Source organism: Streptomyces sp. enrichment culture (genome assembly GCF_964272895.1).
In the GTDB taxonomy this organism is placed as follows: Bacteria; Actinomycetota; Actinomycetes; order Streptomycetales; family Streptomycetaceae; genus Streptomyces.
The window spans coordinates 1,807,312-1,823,238 of record NZ_OZ186832.1 but is presented as its reverse complement, the minus strand read 5'-3'; the positions used below and the strand labels follow the sequence as shown (position 1 = coordinate 1,823,238).

Here is a 15,927-nt window from a genome sequence, read left to right as displayed (position 1 = left end):
GGGATTGTTGACAACCGGTGAATCCGACCGGCGCTGTCAGTGGCTCCCCCTAGTCTGGGAAAGACGGGGGCCCCGCCCCTGTCACTTCTCTCAAGAAAGGTGCGGACCGGCGTGGCCGACCGTCTCATCGTCCGTGGCGCGCGCGAGCACAACCTGAAGAACGTCTCGCTCGACCTGCCCCGTGACTCGCTCATCGTCTTCACGGGCCTGTCCGGGTCGGGCAAGTCCTCCCTGGCCTTCGACACCATCTTCGCCGAGGGCCAGCGCCGCTATGTGGAATCGCTCTCCTCGTACGCGCGCCAGTTCCTCGGCCAGATGGACAAGCCGGACGTCGACTTCATCGAGGGCCTCTCGCCCGCGGTCTCCATCGACCAGAAGTCGACCTCGCGCAACCCGCGCTCCACGGTCGGCACCATCACCGAGGTCTACGACTACCTCCGTCTGCTCTTCGCGCGCATCGGCAAGCCGCACTGCCCCGAGTGCGGCCGGCCCATCTCGCGCCAGTCGCCGCAGGCCATCGTCGACAAGGTCCTGGAGCTGCCGGAGGGGAGCCGCTTCCAGGTGCTGTCGCCGCTGGTGCGCGAGCGCAAGGGCGAGTTCGTCGACCTCTTCGCCGATCTCCAGACCAAGGGCTACTCCCGCGCGCGCGTGGACGGCCAGACCATCCAGCTGTCCGACCCGCCCACGCTGAAGAAGCAGGAGAAGCACACCATCGAGGTGGTCGTCGACCGCCTCACCGTGAAGGACTCCGCCAAGCGCCGCCTCACCGACTCCGTCGAGACCGCCCTCGGCCTGTCCGGCGGCATGGTCGTGCTCGACTTCGTCGACCTCCCCGAGGACGACCCCGAGCGCGAGCGGATGTACTCGGAGCACCTGTACTGCCCGTACGACGACCTCTCCTTCGAGGAACTGGAGCCGCGCTCCTTCTCCTTCAACTCGCCCTTCGGCGCCTGCCCCGAGTGCACCGGCATCGGCACGCGCATGGAGGTCGACCCGGAGCTGATCGTCCCGGACGAGGACAAGTCCCTCGACGAGGGCGCCATCCACCCCTGGTCGCACGGCCACACCAAGGACTACTTCGGCCGCCTGATCGGCGCCCTCGCCGACGCCCTCGGCTTCCGTACGGACATCCCGTTCGCCGGTCTGCCCCAGCGCGCCAAGAAGGCCCTGCTGTACGGGCACAAGACGCAGATCGAGGTGCGCTACCGCAACCGGTACGGCCGCGAGCGCGTCTACACCACCCCCTTCGAGGGTGCCGTGCCGTTCGTCAAGCGACGCCACAGCGAGGCCGAGTCCGACGCCAGCCGTGAGCGCTTCGAGGGCTATATGCGCGAGGTGCCCTGCCCCACCTGTGAGGGCACGCGCCTGAAGCCGATCGTCCTCGCGGTCACGATCATGGGGAAGTCGATCGCCGAGGTCTCCGCGATGTCGATCAGCGACTGCGCGGACTTCCTGGGCGAGCTCAAGCTCAGCGCCCGCGACAAGAAGATCGCCGAGCGCGTGCTGAAGGAGGTCAACGAACGGCTGCGGTTCCTGGTCGACGTCGGCCTCGACTACCTCTCGCTCAACCGCGCGGCCGGCACCCTCTCCGGCGGCGAGGCCCAGCGCATCCGCCTGGCCACCCAGATCGGCTCCGGACTCGTCGGCGTGCTCTACGTCCTCGACGAGCCGTCCATCGGTCTGCACCAGCGCGACAACCACCGGCTGATCGAGACCCTGGTCAGGCTGCGCGACATGGGCAACACGCTCATCGTCGTCGAGCACGACGAGGACACCATCAAGGTCGCCGACTGGATCGTCGACATCGGCCCCGGCGCCGGCGAGCACGGCGGCAAGGTCGTGCACAGCGGCTCCCTGAAGGAACTGCTCGCCAACGCCGAGTCCCAGACCGGGCAGTACCTGTCGGGCAAGAAGGCCATCCCGGTACCCGACATCCGCCGCCCGATCGACCCGTCCCGGCAGCTCACGGTGCACGGCGCCCGCGAGAACAACCTCCAGGACATCGACGTCTCCTTCCCGCTCGGCGTCTTCACCGCCGTCACCGGCGTCTCCGGCTCCGGCAAGTCGACGCTGGTCAACGACATCCTCTACACGCACCTCGCGCGCGAGCTGAACGGTGCCCGCAATGTTCCGGGGCGGCACACGCGCGTGGACGGCGACGACCTCGTCGACAAGGTCGTGCACGTCGACCAGTCGCCCATCGGCCGCACCCCGCGCTCGAACCCGGCGACGTACACCGGCGTCTTCGACCACATCCGCAAGCTGTTCGCGGAGACCACCGAGGCGAAGGTGCGCGGCTATCTGCCGGGCCGCTTCTCCTTCAACGTCAAGGGCGGCCGCTGCGAGAACTGCGCCGGTGACGGCACCATCAAGATCGAGATGAACTTCCTCCCGGACGTCTACGTCCCGTGCGAGGTCTGCCACGGCGCCCGGTACAACCGGGAGACCCTGGAGGTCCACTACAAGGGCAAGTCCATCGCCGAGGTCCTGAACATGCCGATCGAGGAGGCGATGCACTTCTTCGAGGCGGTCCCGGCGATCAACCGCCACCTGAAGACCCTCCACGACGTCGGTCTCGGCTACGTCCGCCTGGGCCAGTCCGCGACCACGCTGTCCGGCGGTGAGGCGCAGCGCGTCAAGCTCGCCAGCGAGCTGCAGAAGCGCTCCACCGGCCGTACCGTCTACGTCCTGGACGAGCCGACCACCGGTCTGCACTTCGAGGACATCAGCAAGCTGCTGAAGGTCCTCGCCGGACTGGTCGACAAGGGCAACACGGTCATCGTCATCGAGCACAACCTCGATGTCATCAAGACCGCGGACTGGATCGTGGACATGGGTCCCGAGGGCGGCGCGGGCGGCGGCCTGGTCGTCGCCGAGGGCACGCCGGAGGAGGTCGCCGGGGTCCCGGCGAGCCACACCGGCAAGTTCCTGCGGGAGATCCTCGGCGCCGACCGGATCAGCGACGCGGCCATTCCCGCGGCGCGCTCGAAGGCGCCGGCGAAGAAGACCGTCGCCGCCAAGTCCACCGCCCGTAGGACGGCCACCAAGGCGGTCGACAGCACGGCCGCGGCCAAGAAGGCCGGGACCGCGAAGAAGACCGCGACGAAGACGGCCACCAAGGCGGCCGCCAAGAAGTCGACGAGGTCGCCCAAGGCCTGACGCGGCGCGGCCCCGAGGCCGACGTCGGCCGTGTACGACGTCAGCCGTGTACGGCGTCGGCCGAGACCTGACGTCGGCCGAGACCGGCGCCGGCCGAGACCGAGGTCGCCCAAGACCGAGTGGCCCACGGCTGACGTCGGCCGAGGCCGGCCGCACGGACAGGGGGCCACGACGCCTCCGACCCCATGACGCCTCGGGCCCCGCGGGACAGCTCCCGCGGGGCCCGAGGCGTCGGCGCGTCCTCACGCCTCCTTCGGCTCCACGAACTGCATGTCGAGCTGGACCTTGATCACGTCCCCGAGCAGACCGGGGGCGAAGTCCAGCCCGAACTCGCTGCGCCGGATCTCGCCCGTCGCCTCGAACCCGGCATGCCGGCTGCCGTCCATCGGCACGTCGACCAGCCCGCCGAACTCCACGGCGAACGTCACCGGCCGGGTCACGTCCCCGATCGTCAGCTCACCCTCCATCGTCCAGTCCTCGCCCTCGCCCGACACCCGGGTCGAGCGGTACGTCATGGTGGGGCGCCTGGCCACGTCCAGCAGGTCGGGAGCGCGCACATGCGCGTCCCGGTCGGGGTTCCCGGTGTCGATCGAGGCCAGGTCGACCGTCGCGGACACCCGGATCTCCTCCGCCGTCCGCCCCACGTACAGCTCGGCGCGCAGGGAGGTGAACTGCCCGCGCACCTTGGCGATGCCGAGGTGGCGAACGGCGAAGTTGACGGAGGAGTGGAAGGGATCCAGGGCCCAGTGGCCCGGAACGAGCGGCAGGGCGGGGACAGCGGTGGAAGCAGCGGTGTCATGTGTCATGCCTCCACCCTGCGGAGTCGGCGGCTCCGGAGGGAGACCGGGCTGAGCCTGGTAGTCGCGGGGCCACCCTTCGGCGCGCGGCGATTGGTACGTTCGACGTCGTGAGCGACAACGAGTTGGGCACGTTCCTGCGCACCTGGCGCGAAGCCGTCACCCCGGCCGAGGTGGGTCTGCCCGCCGGCCCCCGACGCCGTACGCCCGGTCTGCGCCGCGCCGAACTGGCCATGCTCGCCGGCATCAGCGTCGAATACCTCACCCGGCTCGAACAGGGCCGCGACCGCAACCCCTCCCCCCAGGTGCTCGGAGCGCTCGCCGACGCGCTGAACCTGTCCCTGACCGACCGCGTCCTGCTGCGCCGCCTGACCAAGGAGGCGGAGGGCGGCGACCCGTTGCTCTGCGCGGCGGCACCGCCGCTCAGCCGCACCCCGCGGCCCACCGTACGGGCCGTGCTCGACCGCCTGGAGCCCGCCCCGGCCGCGGTGATCAACTGGATCGGCGACGTCATCGCCCACACCGACGGCTACGCACTCCTGTTCGGCCCGATCGGGCTGCTCGACGCGGAACGCCCCAATCTGCTCCGCCACCTGTTCACCGACCCGCGCGCCCGCACCGCCTACCCCGACTGGGACCGCGTCGCCGACGACCTGATCGCCCGCCTGCGGCACGCCGTACCCCTGCGCGACCCCTACCTCACCGAGCTGGCCGAGGAGCTGACGGTGATCGCGGGGGCGGAGTTCGCCGACCGGTTCGCGGACCTGGCCGTGACGCCCCGCAGCGTCGGGACCCAGCAGATCGAGCACCCCGAGGCCGGGCCGCTGCGGCTGCTGCACGAGACGCTCACGCTGCCGGACGACGGCCAGCACGTCGTGGTGCACCTGCCCGCCGACGACGCCACGGCCACCGCCCTGGACCACCTCACCGGCCGCCGCCCCGGCGCGCTGCGCGCGGTGGGGGACGCGGGCTGACCTCCTCGGGGCTCGTCAGGGACGCACGGCCTCCAGCTCATGGGCGTACGGCGGCTCCGCCCCCGCCCGTGAGCACGTGATCGCCGCCGCGCGCGCCGCGAACCGCAGCAGCTCGGTCCACCCGTCGCGCCCGAGGCCGGCGACCCCCTCGGCGGACAGGGCGTCCCGTACGGCCAGCCCGTGCAGCAGGGCCGCGTTCACCGTGTCCCCGGCGCCGATGGTGTCCACGACGTCGATCTGCTCGCCGGGCACGGAGTGCACCGCGCCGTCAGGGGTGAACGCGCTCAGCCCGTCGCCGCCGTGGGTGATCACGACGGCGGAGGGCCCGGCGGCGAGCCACTCCTTCGGGCTGCCGCCCAGCCACAGGGCGTCCTCCTCGGACAGCTTGAGCAGCGACACGGACGGCAGCCAGCCGCGGAACCTGGCCCGGTAGGCGTCCGCGTCCGGGATCAGGCCCGGCCTGATGTTCGGGTCGAGGGCGGTGAACACGCCCTGCGCCGCCGCCGTCCGCATCAGCTCCTCGTACGCGCTCGCCCCCGGCTCCAGTACGAGTGAGCAGGTCCCGAAGGACACCGCGCGGGTCCCGGCCGGCAGCGCCGCGGGAGTGCTGAACATGCGGTCGGCGGTGCCGTCGACGTAGAACGAGTAGGCGGCCGAACCGCCGTCGTCGATCGTGGCGACGGCGAGCGTGGTCGGCTCCGGACCGCGCTGGACACCCGACACGTCCACTCCGGCCCGCCGCAGCCCGTCCAGCAGCGCCTCACCGAAGGGGTCCTCCGAGGTGCGCGAGCAGAAGGCGGTGGGGGAGCCGAGGCGGCCGAGGGCCACGGCCGTGTTGTACGGGCCGCCGCCGAGCGCGGGCCGCAGGTCGGCGAGGGCACCCGTGCCCCGCGGTACCAGGTCGATCAGGGCCTCACCGGCGACGACGATCACGATGCGGTTCCTTTCGGGGGCTGCTCGGAAAAGGTCTGCTGCGAAAAGGTCTGCTGCGAAAGGGGCTGCTGGGAAGAGGTCTGCTGGGAAGAGGTCTGCCGGGCGGACGGCCGCTCGGGGCATCCGCACGAGGTGCGGTGCACGAAGGCACACGGGAGCCGGACGGTCCGGGCCGGGCGCCCGGGCTCGGCGAGCCGGTCCAGCAGGACCTGGACCGCCCGCGCGCCGATCTCCCTGCTGGGCTGGGCGATCGCGGTGAGCCGCGGGGAGAACAGGTCGGCCCAGGCGAAGTCGTCGAAGCAGCACAGGGCGATGTCGTCCGGGACGGACAGCCCCCGGTCGCGCAGGGCGCGCAGCGCGCCGATGGTCATCGCGTTGTTGGCGGTGACCAGCGCGGTCGGTGGAGCGCCGAGGGACAGCAGGGCGGCGGTCGCGCGCTCACCGCCGGTCGCGGCCGAGTCGCCGTGGACCACCAGCCGCTCGTCGTGGGGGAGGCCCGCGGCGGCCAGGCCGTGCCGGTAGCCGGTGATCCGCTCGCTCGTGGTGCTCAGTCCGGGCAGACCGGCGACCAGGCCGATCCGGCGGTGCCCCAGCCCCGCGAGATGGGTGACCAGCTCCGCCATCGGCCCGGCGTTCTCGGCGCACACCTGGTCGAAGGGCGGGCCGCCGTCCGCGCGGGTGCCGGCCAGCCGGTCCAGGAACACCGCCGGTACGTCATGGCGGCGCAGGTAGGCGACCAGCTCGCGCGGGTCCGCGGACGGGGCGACGATCACGCCGTCCACCCGGCGCTCGTGCAGCAGCTGGACCACCTTGCGCTCATGGCCGGGGTCGTCGTGCGGATCCGCGAGCAGGAGGCTGTAGCCCTGCTCCAGGGCGCTCGCCTCGACGCCCTGCAGGATCTCCGTGAAGTACGGGTTGCTGATCGCCGACACCGCGAGGCCGATGGAGCGGGTGCGCGAGGTCACCAGCGATCGGGCCAGCGTGTTGGGCGTGTACCCGAGCTGCTCGACGGCGTCCAGTACGGCCTGCCGGGTGTGGGGCAGCACGGGCCGGGTGCCGTTGAGCACATGCGAGACGGTCGCCACGGAGACGCCTGCGCTGCGCGCGACATCGGCCATGGTCGGCATGCACACCCCTCCTCGACGCGGGCCACGGCGGACCGGCGCCCGCCGCGGTGGGCTTTCAACGGCGGCCCGCCACGACCTGCGGATCACCACCGTCGGCCTTGCCGTACGACTCGCCACCGTCGGCCTTGACCCACGGACTGCCACCGCCGGCCTTGACCCACGGCGCTCGCCACCATCGGCCTTCAGGGCGGGAACGTATCCCATTCGGCGCCCGACGTAAACGCTTACGCAAGCGTTTACGTCTCACAGGTGACCCACCCGACCCACCCCCACCCCCTCCCGGTATCGTCGGCCGCACCGCCCCCGACCAGTGGAGTTCCGCATGCCCGGCCGCCCGTCCGCCAGCCGTCGTACCGTCCTGCGCGGAGCGGCCCTCACCCCGGTCGCCGGCCTGGCCACGGCCGCGGGGCTCACCGCCTGCTCGCCGGGCGCGGGAGCTGAGCGGAGGCCCGCCGGGCCGACCGCGCCCGTGGACCTCGGCGCCGAGGGCGAGGTCGCCGAGGACGGCGCCGATCTGCACCTCGACCACAACGTGGTGGTCAGCCGGACCGCGGACGGCACCCTGAAGGCGTACAGCACGATCTGCACCCACGGCGGCTGCCCCATCAGCGACCTGGAGGGCACGACCCTGGTGTGCCGTTGCCACGGCAGCAGGTTCGACGCGACGACCGGAGAGGTGCTGCAACGCCCGGCGACGGTCCCCTTGGCGGAGCTGCCGGTCAGGGTGGAGAACGGCAGGGTCGTCGCGGGGCCCGAGGTCTGACGGCGGCGCCGCGGGGGACCGGTTACTCCCAGTCCCAGCCGATCCCGACGATCCCGGAGCGCACCCGGGGTTCCACGAGGTGGGCGCAGTGGTGGCGGGCGGTCAGCGGCAGCGCCTGACGGCCGCTGCGCGGGGCCGCCGCGGAGTGCTGGGTGAACCGGTGGCAGCGCACCGGCAGGGCGCGCTCGTCGAACCGCACCTGAAGGACGTACTGACCGCCGGGGGGACCGAAACCGCGCACGCACTCGTACGAGACACCGGCCGTGCCGTCCTGGACGGCGTACCGGAAGAGGAAGGTGTCGCCCGCGCGCAGGCGCGTGTCGAAGAGCAGTTCGGCGACCAGGACGCCGGTGTCGTGGTGGCGGCGGATCCGGCCGGTACGGCAGTTCTCCAGGGCGTGCACGGACATGTGCTCGGGTGCGCAGCCGGGGTCGCCCTGGTGCACGGCGAGGAAACGGTCCACCCCGTCGCGGTGGGCGCGCACGACGTGGTGGGACTCGCGGCGGAGCAGCTGGCGGCGCGCCCCGATGCGGACCTGCTCGTGGTGGCCGAGCATGTGCAGTCCGCCGTCCCGTGGGGACTCCAGTTCGCGCAGCAGGCGCTCCAGGACGCCGGATGCCTCCACCAGCGAGCGGTAGGAGCGGGCGGCGGGGTGCTGGCCGGGGGTGCCGTCGTCGGCCTTGGCGAGCAGCCGGATCAGGGACTCGTCCGGCAGCTGGAGTATCTCCTCCAGCGCGCGGACGGCCCGCAGCGACTCGGGGCGCTGCGGTCGGCGGGCGCCCTGCTGCCAGTAGCTCAGGCTGGTCACGCCCACTCTCACCCCGTAGCGCGACAGATGGTGCTGCACGCGCTGCAACGGCAGACCACGGGCGGCGATGGCGGCGCGCAGGGCGACATGGAAGGGGCCGCCGCGCAGAGCCGAGTCCAGTTCCGTGGGGGCGACGTCCGCGTGCTGTGTGGCGTGCGGCATGCGGGGGCCTTTCTGTGTGGTTCACAACGGCTGGTCAGACCGTTCACGCGAGTGCTGCCGGGGCCACCCCGTCACGGCGCCGGGAGGTTCCTCACGTCCGCGCGCCGTCGTGCACGGCCCCGAGTTCCCCCGCATTGAAGCGTGTTGACCTGGTCCCGACAACACCGCGGGGCCAACCGCGGCGCACTATGGGCCACGCCGTGTCACCAAGGGACCAAGTCGACACGGGGAGCGGCCGATTGACCGGAGATTCCCCCGTCCCGCTCGGGACCCTTCGGCAGCCTCACCAGGCACCCCCCGGCAGCGTCACCAGGCGCCCTCCGGCAGCGTCACCAGGCCCCTTCCGGGCGCGCCGGGCGCCCGCCGTCCCGCTCCTCCGACCTCCTCCGGCCGCCCCGCTGCTCCCAGACCGCGTCCGGCGCCCCGCCCTCCCGACCCCGGTCCGGCACCCCGCCCCGGACTGCCGATCGACGATCCCGGACGCTTGTCCACAGCCCCACCGGAGTGTCACTGCTCGCCAGTAGGGTGTGAGACATGGCCGACCCCTCCAGCTACCGCCCCAGGCCGGGTGAGATCCCGGACTCCCCCGGGGTGTACCGGTTCCGCGACGAGCACCGCCGGGTGATCTACGTCGGAAAGGCGAAGAGCCTGCGCCAGCGCCTGGCGAACTACTTCCAGGACCTGGCGGGCCTCCACCCGCGCACCCGCACCATGGTCACCACGGCCGCGTCCGTGGAGTGGACCGTCGTGTCCACGGAGGTCGAGGCCCTGCAGCTGGAGTACTCCTGGATCAAGGAGTACGACCCCCGGTTCAACGTCAAGTACCGCGACGACAAGAGCTACCCCTACCTCGCGGTGACGATGAACGAGGAGTTCCCGCGTGTCCAGGTCATGCGCGGCCACAAGAAGAAGGGCGTCCGCTACTTCGGGCCGTACGCGCACGCGTGGGCGATCCGGGACACCGTCGACCTGCTGCTGCGCGTCTTCCCGGTGCGCACCTGCTCGGCCGGGGTGTTCAAGAACGCCGCCCGCACCGGCCGCCCCTGTCTGCTCGGCTACATCGGCAAGTGCTCCGCCCCCTGCGTCGGCCGGATCGACCCCGAGGACCACCGCGAACTCGCCGACGAGTTCTGCGACTTCATGACCGGCCGCACCGGCACCTACCTCCGCCGCCTGGAGAAGCAGATGATGGAGGCGGCCGAGGACATGGAGTACGAGCGGGCCGCCCGGCTGCGCGACGACATAGAGGCCCTGCGCAAGGCCATGGAGAAGAACGCGGTCGTGCTCGCCGACGCGACCGACGCCGATCTGATCGCCGTCGCCGAGGACGAGCTGGAGGCGGCCGTGCAGATCTTCCACGTGCGGGGCGGACGCGTGCGCGGCCAGCGCGGGTGGGTCACCGACAAGGTCGAGGAGATCACCACCGGCGCCCTCGTCGAGCACGCCCTCCAGCAGCTCTACGGCGAGGAGACCGGCGACAGCGTCCCCAAGGAGGTCCTGGTCCCCGCCCTGCCCGACCCGGTGGAGCCGGTCCAGCAGTGGCTCACCCAGCGGCGCGGGTCGGCCGTCTCGCTGCGCATCCCGCAGCGCGGCGACAAGAAGGCTCTGATGGAGACCGTGCAGCGCAACGCCCAGCAGGCGCTCGCCCTGCACAAGACCAAGCGCGCCTCCGACCTCACCACCCGCTCGCGCGCGCTGGAGGAGATCGCCGACGCCCTCGGTCTGGACAGCGCCCCGCTGCGCATCGAGTGCTACGACATCTCCCACCTCCAGGGCGACGACGTCGTGGCCTCCATGGTCGTCTTCGAGGACGGTCTCCAGCGCAAGAGCGAGTACCGCCGCTTCCAGATCAAGGGCTTCGCCGGCCAGGACGACGTCCGGTCCATGCACGAGGTGATCACCCGCCGCTTCCGGCGCTACCTGGCCGAGAAGGAGCGCACGGGGGAGTGGGCCGAGGCCGACGGAACCCTCGCGGGAGACCAGGACAGCGGCTCCGAGGAGCCCGGCTCCCCGGTCAGCCCGGGCGAGGCCGCCGCCCTCAGCACCCTCACCGAGGACGACGGCCGCCCCAAGAAGTTCGCCTACCCGCCGCAGCTCGTCGTCGTCGACGGCGGACAGCCCCAGGTCGCGGCCGCCCAGCGCGCCCTGGACGAGCTCGGCATCGACGACATCGCGGTGTGCGGCCTGGCCAAGCGGCTGGAAGAGGTCTGGCTGCCCGGCGACGACGACCCCGTGGTGCTGCCCCGCACCAGCGAGGGTCTCTACCTGCTGCAACGGGTCCGGGACGAGGCCCACCGCTTCGCCATCACCTACCAGCGCAGCAAGCGGTCCAAGCGCCTGCGGTCGAGCCCCCTGGACGACGTACCGGGACTGGGCGAGACACGCAGACAGGCGCTGATCAAGCACTTCGGTTCGGTGAAGAAGCTCCGATCCGCGACAATCGATCAGATCTGTGAGGTTCCGGGCATCGGCCGCAAGACCGCCGAGACCATCGCCGTGGCCCTCGCCCAGGCGGCCCCGGCCGCACCCGCCGTGAACACGGCGACTGGAGAGATCATGGAAGACATGGACGACGGGGTGCCCGAGACGACGGCGGACACCCCGGGGGAGCCCGTGCCCACGGGCGCCCCACAGGAGCGACGGGGGCAGGAGACATGACCGACCACGAGACGCAGCCGACAGGCGATCGAGAGCAGGAACCACGGCCCGCCGCGGGCCGTGAGCACCAGGAGGCCGCCGACGACCGGCAGGCCCTCCCCGACAACGGAGCACAGGTGAGCCAGGACATCACGGCGGCCGGGATCCCGGACGCGGCCATCCCCGAGCTGGTGATCATCTCCGGCATGTCCGGAGCGGGCCGCTCCACGGCCGCGAAGTGCCTGGAGGACCTCGGCTGGTTCGTCGTCGACAACCTCCCGCCCGCCCTGATCCCCACCATGGTGGAGCTGGGCGCCCGCTCCCAGGGCAACGTGGCGCGGATCGCGGTCGTCGTCGACGTGCGCGGCCGCCGGTTCTTCGACAACCTCCGCGAGTCCCTCGCCGACCTGGAGGCCAAGCACGTCACCCGGCGGATCGTCTTCCTGGAGTCCTCCGACGAGGCCCTGGTGCGCCGCTTCGAGTCCGTGCGCCGCCCGCACCCCCTCCAGGGCGACGGCCGCATCGTCGACGGCATCGCCGCCGAGCGCGAACTGCTGCGCGAGCTGCGCGGCGACGCCGACCTGGTGATCGACACCTCCAGCCTCAACGTGCACGAGCTGCGCGCCAAGATGGACGCCCAGTTCGCCGGCGAGGAGGAGCCCGAGCTGCGGGCCACCGTGATGTCGTTCGGCTTCAAGTACGGCCTGCCGGTCGACGCCGACCTCGTCGCCGACATGCGCTTCCTGCCCAACCCGCACTGGGTCCCGGAGCTGCGCCCGTACACCGGCGTCAACGAGGAGGTCGCGGCGTACGTCTTCAACCAGCCCGGCGCCAAGGAGTTCCTCGACCGCTACGCCGAACTGCTGCGGCTGATCGCGGCCGGGTACCGCCGCGAGGGCAAGCGGTACGTGACCATCGCCATCGGCTGTACGGGCGGCAAGCACCGCTCGGTGGCCATGTCGGAGAAGCTCGCCGCGCGTCTGGCGGCGGAGGGCGTGGAGACGGTGGTCGTGCACCGGGACATGGGACGGGAATGACGCGACGTACTCCACGGCTGGGCCGGCTGCGCCGGGCGGTGCCCGAGGCGCGCGCCGGCCGGCCCGCCGAGGCCCGCGGCGGCCGGGCACGCCGCCGCCAGCCCAAGGTGGTCGCCCTCGGCGGCGGCATGGGCCTGTCCGCCTCGCTCGCCGCGCTGCGCCGGATCACCGGTGACCTCACCGCCGTCGTCACCGTGGCCGACGACGGCGGCTCCAGCGGGCGCCTGCGCGACGAGCTGGGCGTCCTGCCGCCCGGCGATCTGCGCAAGGCGCTGGCCGCGCTGTGCGGCGACGACGACTGGGGCCAGACCTGGGCCAGGGTCATCCAGCACCGCTTCCAGTCCAAGGGCGACCTGCATGAGCACGCGGTCGGCAATCTGCTGATCGTCGCCCTGTGGGAGCAGCTCGGCGACCATGTCCAGGCCCTCGACCTGGTCGGCAAGCTGCTCGGCGCGCACGGGCGCGTGCTGCCCATGTCCGCCGTGCCGCTGGAGCTCCAGGCCCTGGTCAAGGGGCACGACCCGGACCGGCCGGAGGACGTGGACATCGTCCGCGGCCAGGCCACCGTCGCCCTCACGCCGGGCGAGGTCCAGTCGGTGCACCTGGTGCCGCACGACCCGCCCGCCGTCCCGGAGGCCGTCGCCGCCGTGCTGGACGCGGACTGGGTGGTACTGGGCCCAGGCTCCTGGTTCTCCTCGGTCATCCCGCACCTCCTGGTGCCCGACCTCCTCGACGCCCTCATGGAGACCAAGGCCCGCCGGGTCCTCTCCCTGAACCTCGCTCCGCAGCCCGGGGAAACCGACGGTTTCTCCCCGCAGCGTCATTTGGAGGTTTTGGGACGACACGCCCCTAAACTCGCCCTGGACGTGGTGCTGGCCGACGAGGCCGCCGTGCCCGACCGCGACTCGCTGACCGACGCCGCCAAACGGTTCGGGGCCGCGGTCGAGCTGGCGCCGGTCGCGCGGCCCGACGGGACCCCGCGGCACGACGCGGAGCTCCTGGCCGCCGCGTACGACCGTATTTTTCGGATGCATGGAAGGATCGGCCCATGGCGATGACGGCAGCGGTGAAGGACGAGATCTCCCGGCTCCCCGTCACCCGGACCTGCTGCAGGAAGGCGGAGGTCTCCGCCATTCTGCGGTTCGCCGGCGGCCTCCACCTGGTCAGCGGGCGCATCGTGATCGAGGCGGAGCTGGACACCGCGATGGCGGCCCGCCGCCTCAAGCGGGACATCCTGGAGATCTTCGGCCACAGCTCCGAGCTGATCGTGATGGCGCCGGGCGGACTGCGCCGCGGTTCGCGCTACGTGGTGCGCGTGGTGGCGGGCGGCGACCAGCTGGCCCGGCAGACCGGCCTGGTCGACGGGCGGGGCCGCCCGATCCGCGGCCTGCCCCCGCAGGTGGTCTCCGGCGCCACCTGTGACGCCGAGGCCGCCTGGCGGGGCGCCTTCCTGGCGCACGGCTCGCTCACCGAGCCCGGCCGCTCCTCCTCCCTGGAGGTCACCTGCCCCGGCCCCGAGGCCGCGCTCGCGCTGGTCGGCGCCGCCCGCCGGCTGTCGATCGCGGCGAAGGCCCGCGAGGTGCGCGGCGTGGACCGGGTCGTGGTCCGCGACGGCGACGCGATCGGCGCGCTGCTCACCCGGCTCGGCGCCCATGAGTCGGTGCTGGCCTGGGAGGAGCGCCGGATGCGCCGCGAGGTGCGGGCCACGGCGAACCGTCTCGCCAACTTCGACGACGCGAACCTGCGCCGCTCCGCCCGCGCGGCGGTCGCCGCCGGTGCCCGGGTGGCCCGCGCGCTGGAGATCCTCGGCGACGAGGTCCCCGAGCACCTGGCCGCCGCCGGCCGGCTGCGCATGGAGCACAAGCAGGCGTCCCTGGAGGAGCTGGGCGCGCTCGCCGACCCGCCGCTCACCAAGGACGCGGTGGCGGGCCGTATCCGCCGCCTGCTGGCCATGGCCGACAAGCGCGCCGCCGACCTGGGGATCCCGGGCACGGAGGCCAACCTCTCCGAGGAGCTGGCCGACAACCTCGCCGGCTGACCCTCGCGCCGTACGGACACGAACGCGCCGGCGCCCGCTCTTCCCGGGCGCCGGCGCGTTCGCGTGTCCGGGCAGGCGGTCTTGAAACGATCTTCGAGTGGCATGAGCCTGGCACCCACCTGCCGCCCGAAGGTGCCGAAGGGGGCCGTGTGCCATGACGTTTCCCGGTCCTCTCGAGTGACGAGAAGCCTTCGGTCCGGGCGGTCCGTACCCCTACTGGTGGGTAAGGATGGCAGTGCCGTGTATGGGCCGTCTCGATGTCACCTCAGGCGCTTCAGAGAGGTAGGGTCGTAGGCGGTCGGGGACATCCCAAATACAGCTCGCCGGCACCGCATGGCCGGCGTACCAACGAGGAGATCGGTTCGTGACGATCCGCGTAGGCATCAACGGCTTCGGCCGCATCGGTCGTAATTACTTCCGCGCGCTGCTGGAGCAGGGTGCAGACATCGAGATCGTGGCTGTCAACGACCTGGGTGACACCGCGACCACCGCTCACCTGCTGAAGTACGACACCATCCTCGGCCGCCTCAAGCAGGAGGTCTCCCACACCGAGGACACCATCACCGTCGACGGCCACACCATCAAGGTGCTGTCCGAGCGCAACCCCGCCGACATCCCGTGGGGCGAGCTGGGCGTCGACATCGTCATCGAGTCGACCGGCATCTTCACCAAGAAGGAAGACGCCGCCAAGCACCTCGCCGGTGGCGCCAAGAAGGTCCTCATCTCGGCTCCGGCCAAGGACGAGGACATCACCATCGTGATGGGCGTCAACCAGGACAAGTACGACCCGGCGAACCACCACGTCATCTCCAACGCCTCCTGCACCACCAACTGTGTGGCGCCGATGGCGAAGGTCCTGGACGAGAACTTCGGCATCGTCAAGGGCCTGATGACGACGGTCCACGCGTACACCAACGACCAGCGGATCCTGGACTTCCCGCACAAGGACCTGCGTCGCGCGCGTGCCGCCGCGGAGAACATCATCCCGACGACCACGGGTGCCGCCAAGGCCACCGCCCTGGTCCTGCCGCAGCTCAAGGGCAAGCTGGACGGCATCGCCATGCGCGTCCCGGTCCCGACCGGCTCGGTCACCGACCTGGTCGTCGAGCTCGGCCGCGAGGTCACCAAGGAAGAGGTCAACGCCGCCTTCCAGAAGGCCGCCGAGGGCGAGCTGAAGGGCCTCCTCGACTACACCGAGGACCAGATCGTGTCCTCCGACATCGTCAACGCCCCGGCGTCCTGCACCTTCGACTCCTCCCTGACCATGGTCCAGGAGGGCAAGAACGTGAAGGTCATCGGCTGGTACGACAACGAGTGGGGCTACTCCAACCGCCTCGTCGACCTCACGGTCTTCGTCGGCGGCCAGCTCTGACCGGCTGCTGATCGGCTGAAGCAGGCACCTTGAAACGAGAGCAGGGCTCGGGCCAGGCGCAGGGACGCGCGGCCCGGGCCCTGACTCACGTCGCGACCGGCCCTCCTCTCTAGGATCGGG

General features: G+C 71.8%; 12 protein-coding genes. 8 read left to right on the top strand and 4 right to left on the bottom strand.

Translation table 11 applies throughout. From position 1 onward, the window contains the following. Positions 1-111 precede the first annotated feature (111 nt). Positions 112-3,159 carry an excinuclease ABC subunit UvrA gene (gene uvrA, locus ACSU6M_RS08295; protein WP_437068342.1) on the top strand — a complete coding sequence of 1,016 codons (3,048 nt, stop codon included), beginning with the start codon at positions 112-114 and terminating at the stop codon, positions 3,157-3,159. Positions 3,160-3,401: 242 nt separating this feature from the next. Here uvrA and ACSU6M_RS08290 read toward each other — a convergent pair whose 3' ends face one another. Beyond that, a complete protein-coding gene (locus ACSU6M_RS08290) occupies positions 3,402-3,965 on the bottom strand; it encodes a YceI family protein (protein WP_437068340.1) in 564 nt (187 codons plus the stop codon). A gap of 101 nt (positions 3,966-4,066) precedes the next feature. Between ACSU6M_RS08290 and ACSU6M_RS08285 the strand changes: the two genes are divergently transcribed. Beyond that, positions 4,067-4,930, top strand: a complete 864-nt coding sequence (locus tag ACSU6M_RS08285; RefSeq protein ID WP_437068339.1) for a helix-turn-helix domain-containing protein — start codon at positions 4,067-4,069, stop codon at positions 4,928-4,930. 15 nt (positions 4,931-4,945) lie between these two features. On the opposite strand, the gene ACSU6M_RS08280 is transcribed toward ACSU6M_RS08285, so the two are convergent. Both ACSU6M_RS08280 and ACSU6M_RS08275 read right to left on the bottom strand, forming a co-directional pair. After that, a complete protein-coding gene (locus ACSU6M_RS08280; protein WP_437068338.1) occupies positions 4,946-5,863 on the bottom strand; it encodes a carbohydrate kinase family protein in 918 nt (305 codons plus the stop codon). Beyond that, entirely contained in the window at positions 5,860-6,990 is a 1,131-nt protein-coding gene (locus ACSU6M_RS08275; RefSeq protein ID WP_437068337.1) for a LacI family DNA-binding transcriptional regulator, read from the bottom strand. The genes ACSU6M_RS08280 and ACSU6M_RS08275 overlap by 4 nt, the downstream gene beginning before the upstream one ends. Before the next feature lie 322 nt (positions 6,991-7,312). Between ACSU6M_RS08275 and ACSU6M_RS08270 the strand changes: the two genes are divergently transcribed. After that, positions 7,313-7,753 (top strand): Rieske (2Fe-2S) protein, encoded by a 441-nt coding sequence (locus ACSU6M_RS08270; protein WP_437068335.1) that lies wholly within the window; start codon positions 7,313-7,315, stop codon positions 7,751-7,753. Between the two features lie 22 nt (positions 7,754-7,775). Here the strand turns inward: ACSU6M_RS08270 and ACSU6M_RS08265 are convergent, their stop codons facing one another. Further along, positions 7,776-8,723 (bottom strand): hypothetical protein, encoded by a 948-nt coding sequence (locus tag ACSU6M_RS08265; protein WP_437068333.1) that lies wholly within the window; start codon positions 8,721-8,723, stop codon positions 7,776-7,778. 534 nt (positions 8,724-9,257) lie between these two features. On the opposite strand from ACSU6M_RS08265, the gene uvrC reads away from it, so the two are divergent. From uvrC to gap, 5 genes are all read left to right on the top strand, one after another. Then, positions 9,258-11,381: an excinuclease ABC subunit UvrC gene (gene uvrC, locus ACSU6M_RS08260; protein WP_437068331.1), complete on the top strand. Its 2,124-nt coding sequence runs from the start codon at positions 9,258-9,260 to the stop codon at positions 11,379-11,381. Then, a complete protein-coding gene (gene rapZ, locus ACSU6M_RS08255; RefSeq protein WP_437068329.1) occupies positions 11,378-12,397 on the top strand; it encodes an RNase adapter RapZ in 1,020 nt (339 codons plus the stop codon). The genes uvrC and rapZ overlap by 4 nt, the downstream gene beginning before the upstream one ends. Next, positions 12,394-13,455, top strand: coding sequence for a gluconeogenesis factor YvcK family protein (locus ACSU6M_RS08250; RefSeq protein ID WP_437068327.1), 1,062 nt, complete (start codon positions 12,394-12,396; stop codon positions 13,453-13,455). The genes rapZ and ACSU6M_RS08250 overlap by 4 nt, the downstream gene beginning before the upstream one ends. After that, the gene (gene whiA / locus ACSU6M_RS08245) at positions 13,446-14,435 is read left to right on the top strand and encodes a DNA-binding protein WhiA (protein WP_437068326.1); all 990 of its coding nucleotides are present in this window, start codon (positions 13,446-13,448) and stop codon (positions 14,433-14,435) included. Before ACSU6M_RS08250 ends, whiA begins: the two co-directional genes overlap by 10 nt. 364 nt (positions 14,436-14,799) lie before the next feature. Then, on the top strand, positions 14,800-15,807 hold the full coding sequence (gene gap, locus ACSU6M_RS08240; RefSeq protein WP_437068324.1) for a type I glyceraldehyde-3-phosphate dehydrogenase: 1,008 nt from the start codon (positions 14,800-14,802) through the stop codon (positions 15,805-15,807). The last annotated feature ends 120 nt before the right edge of the window (positions 15,808-15,927 follow it).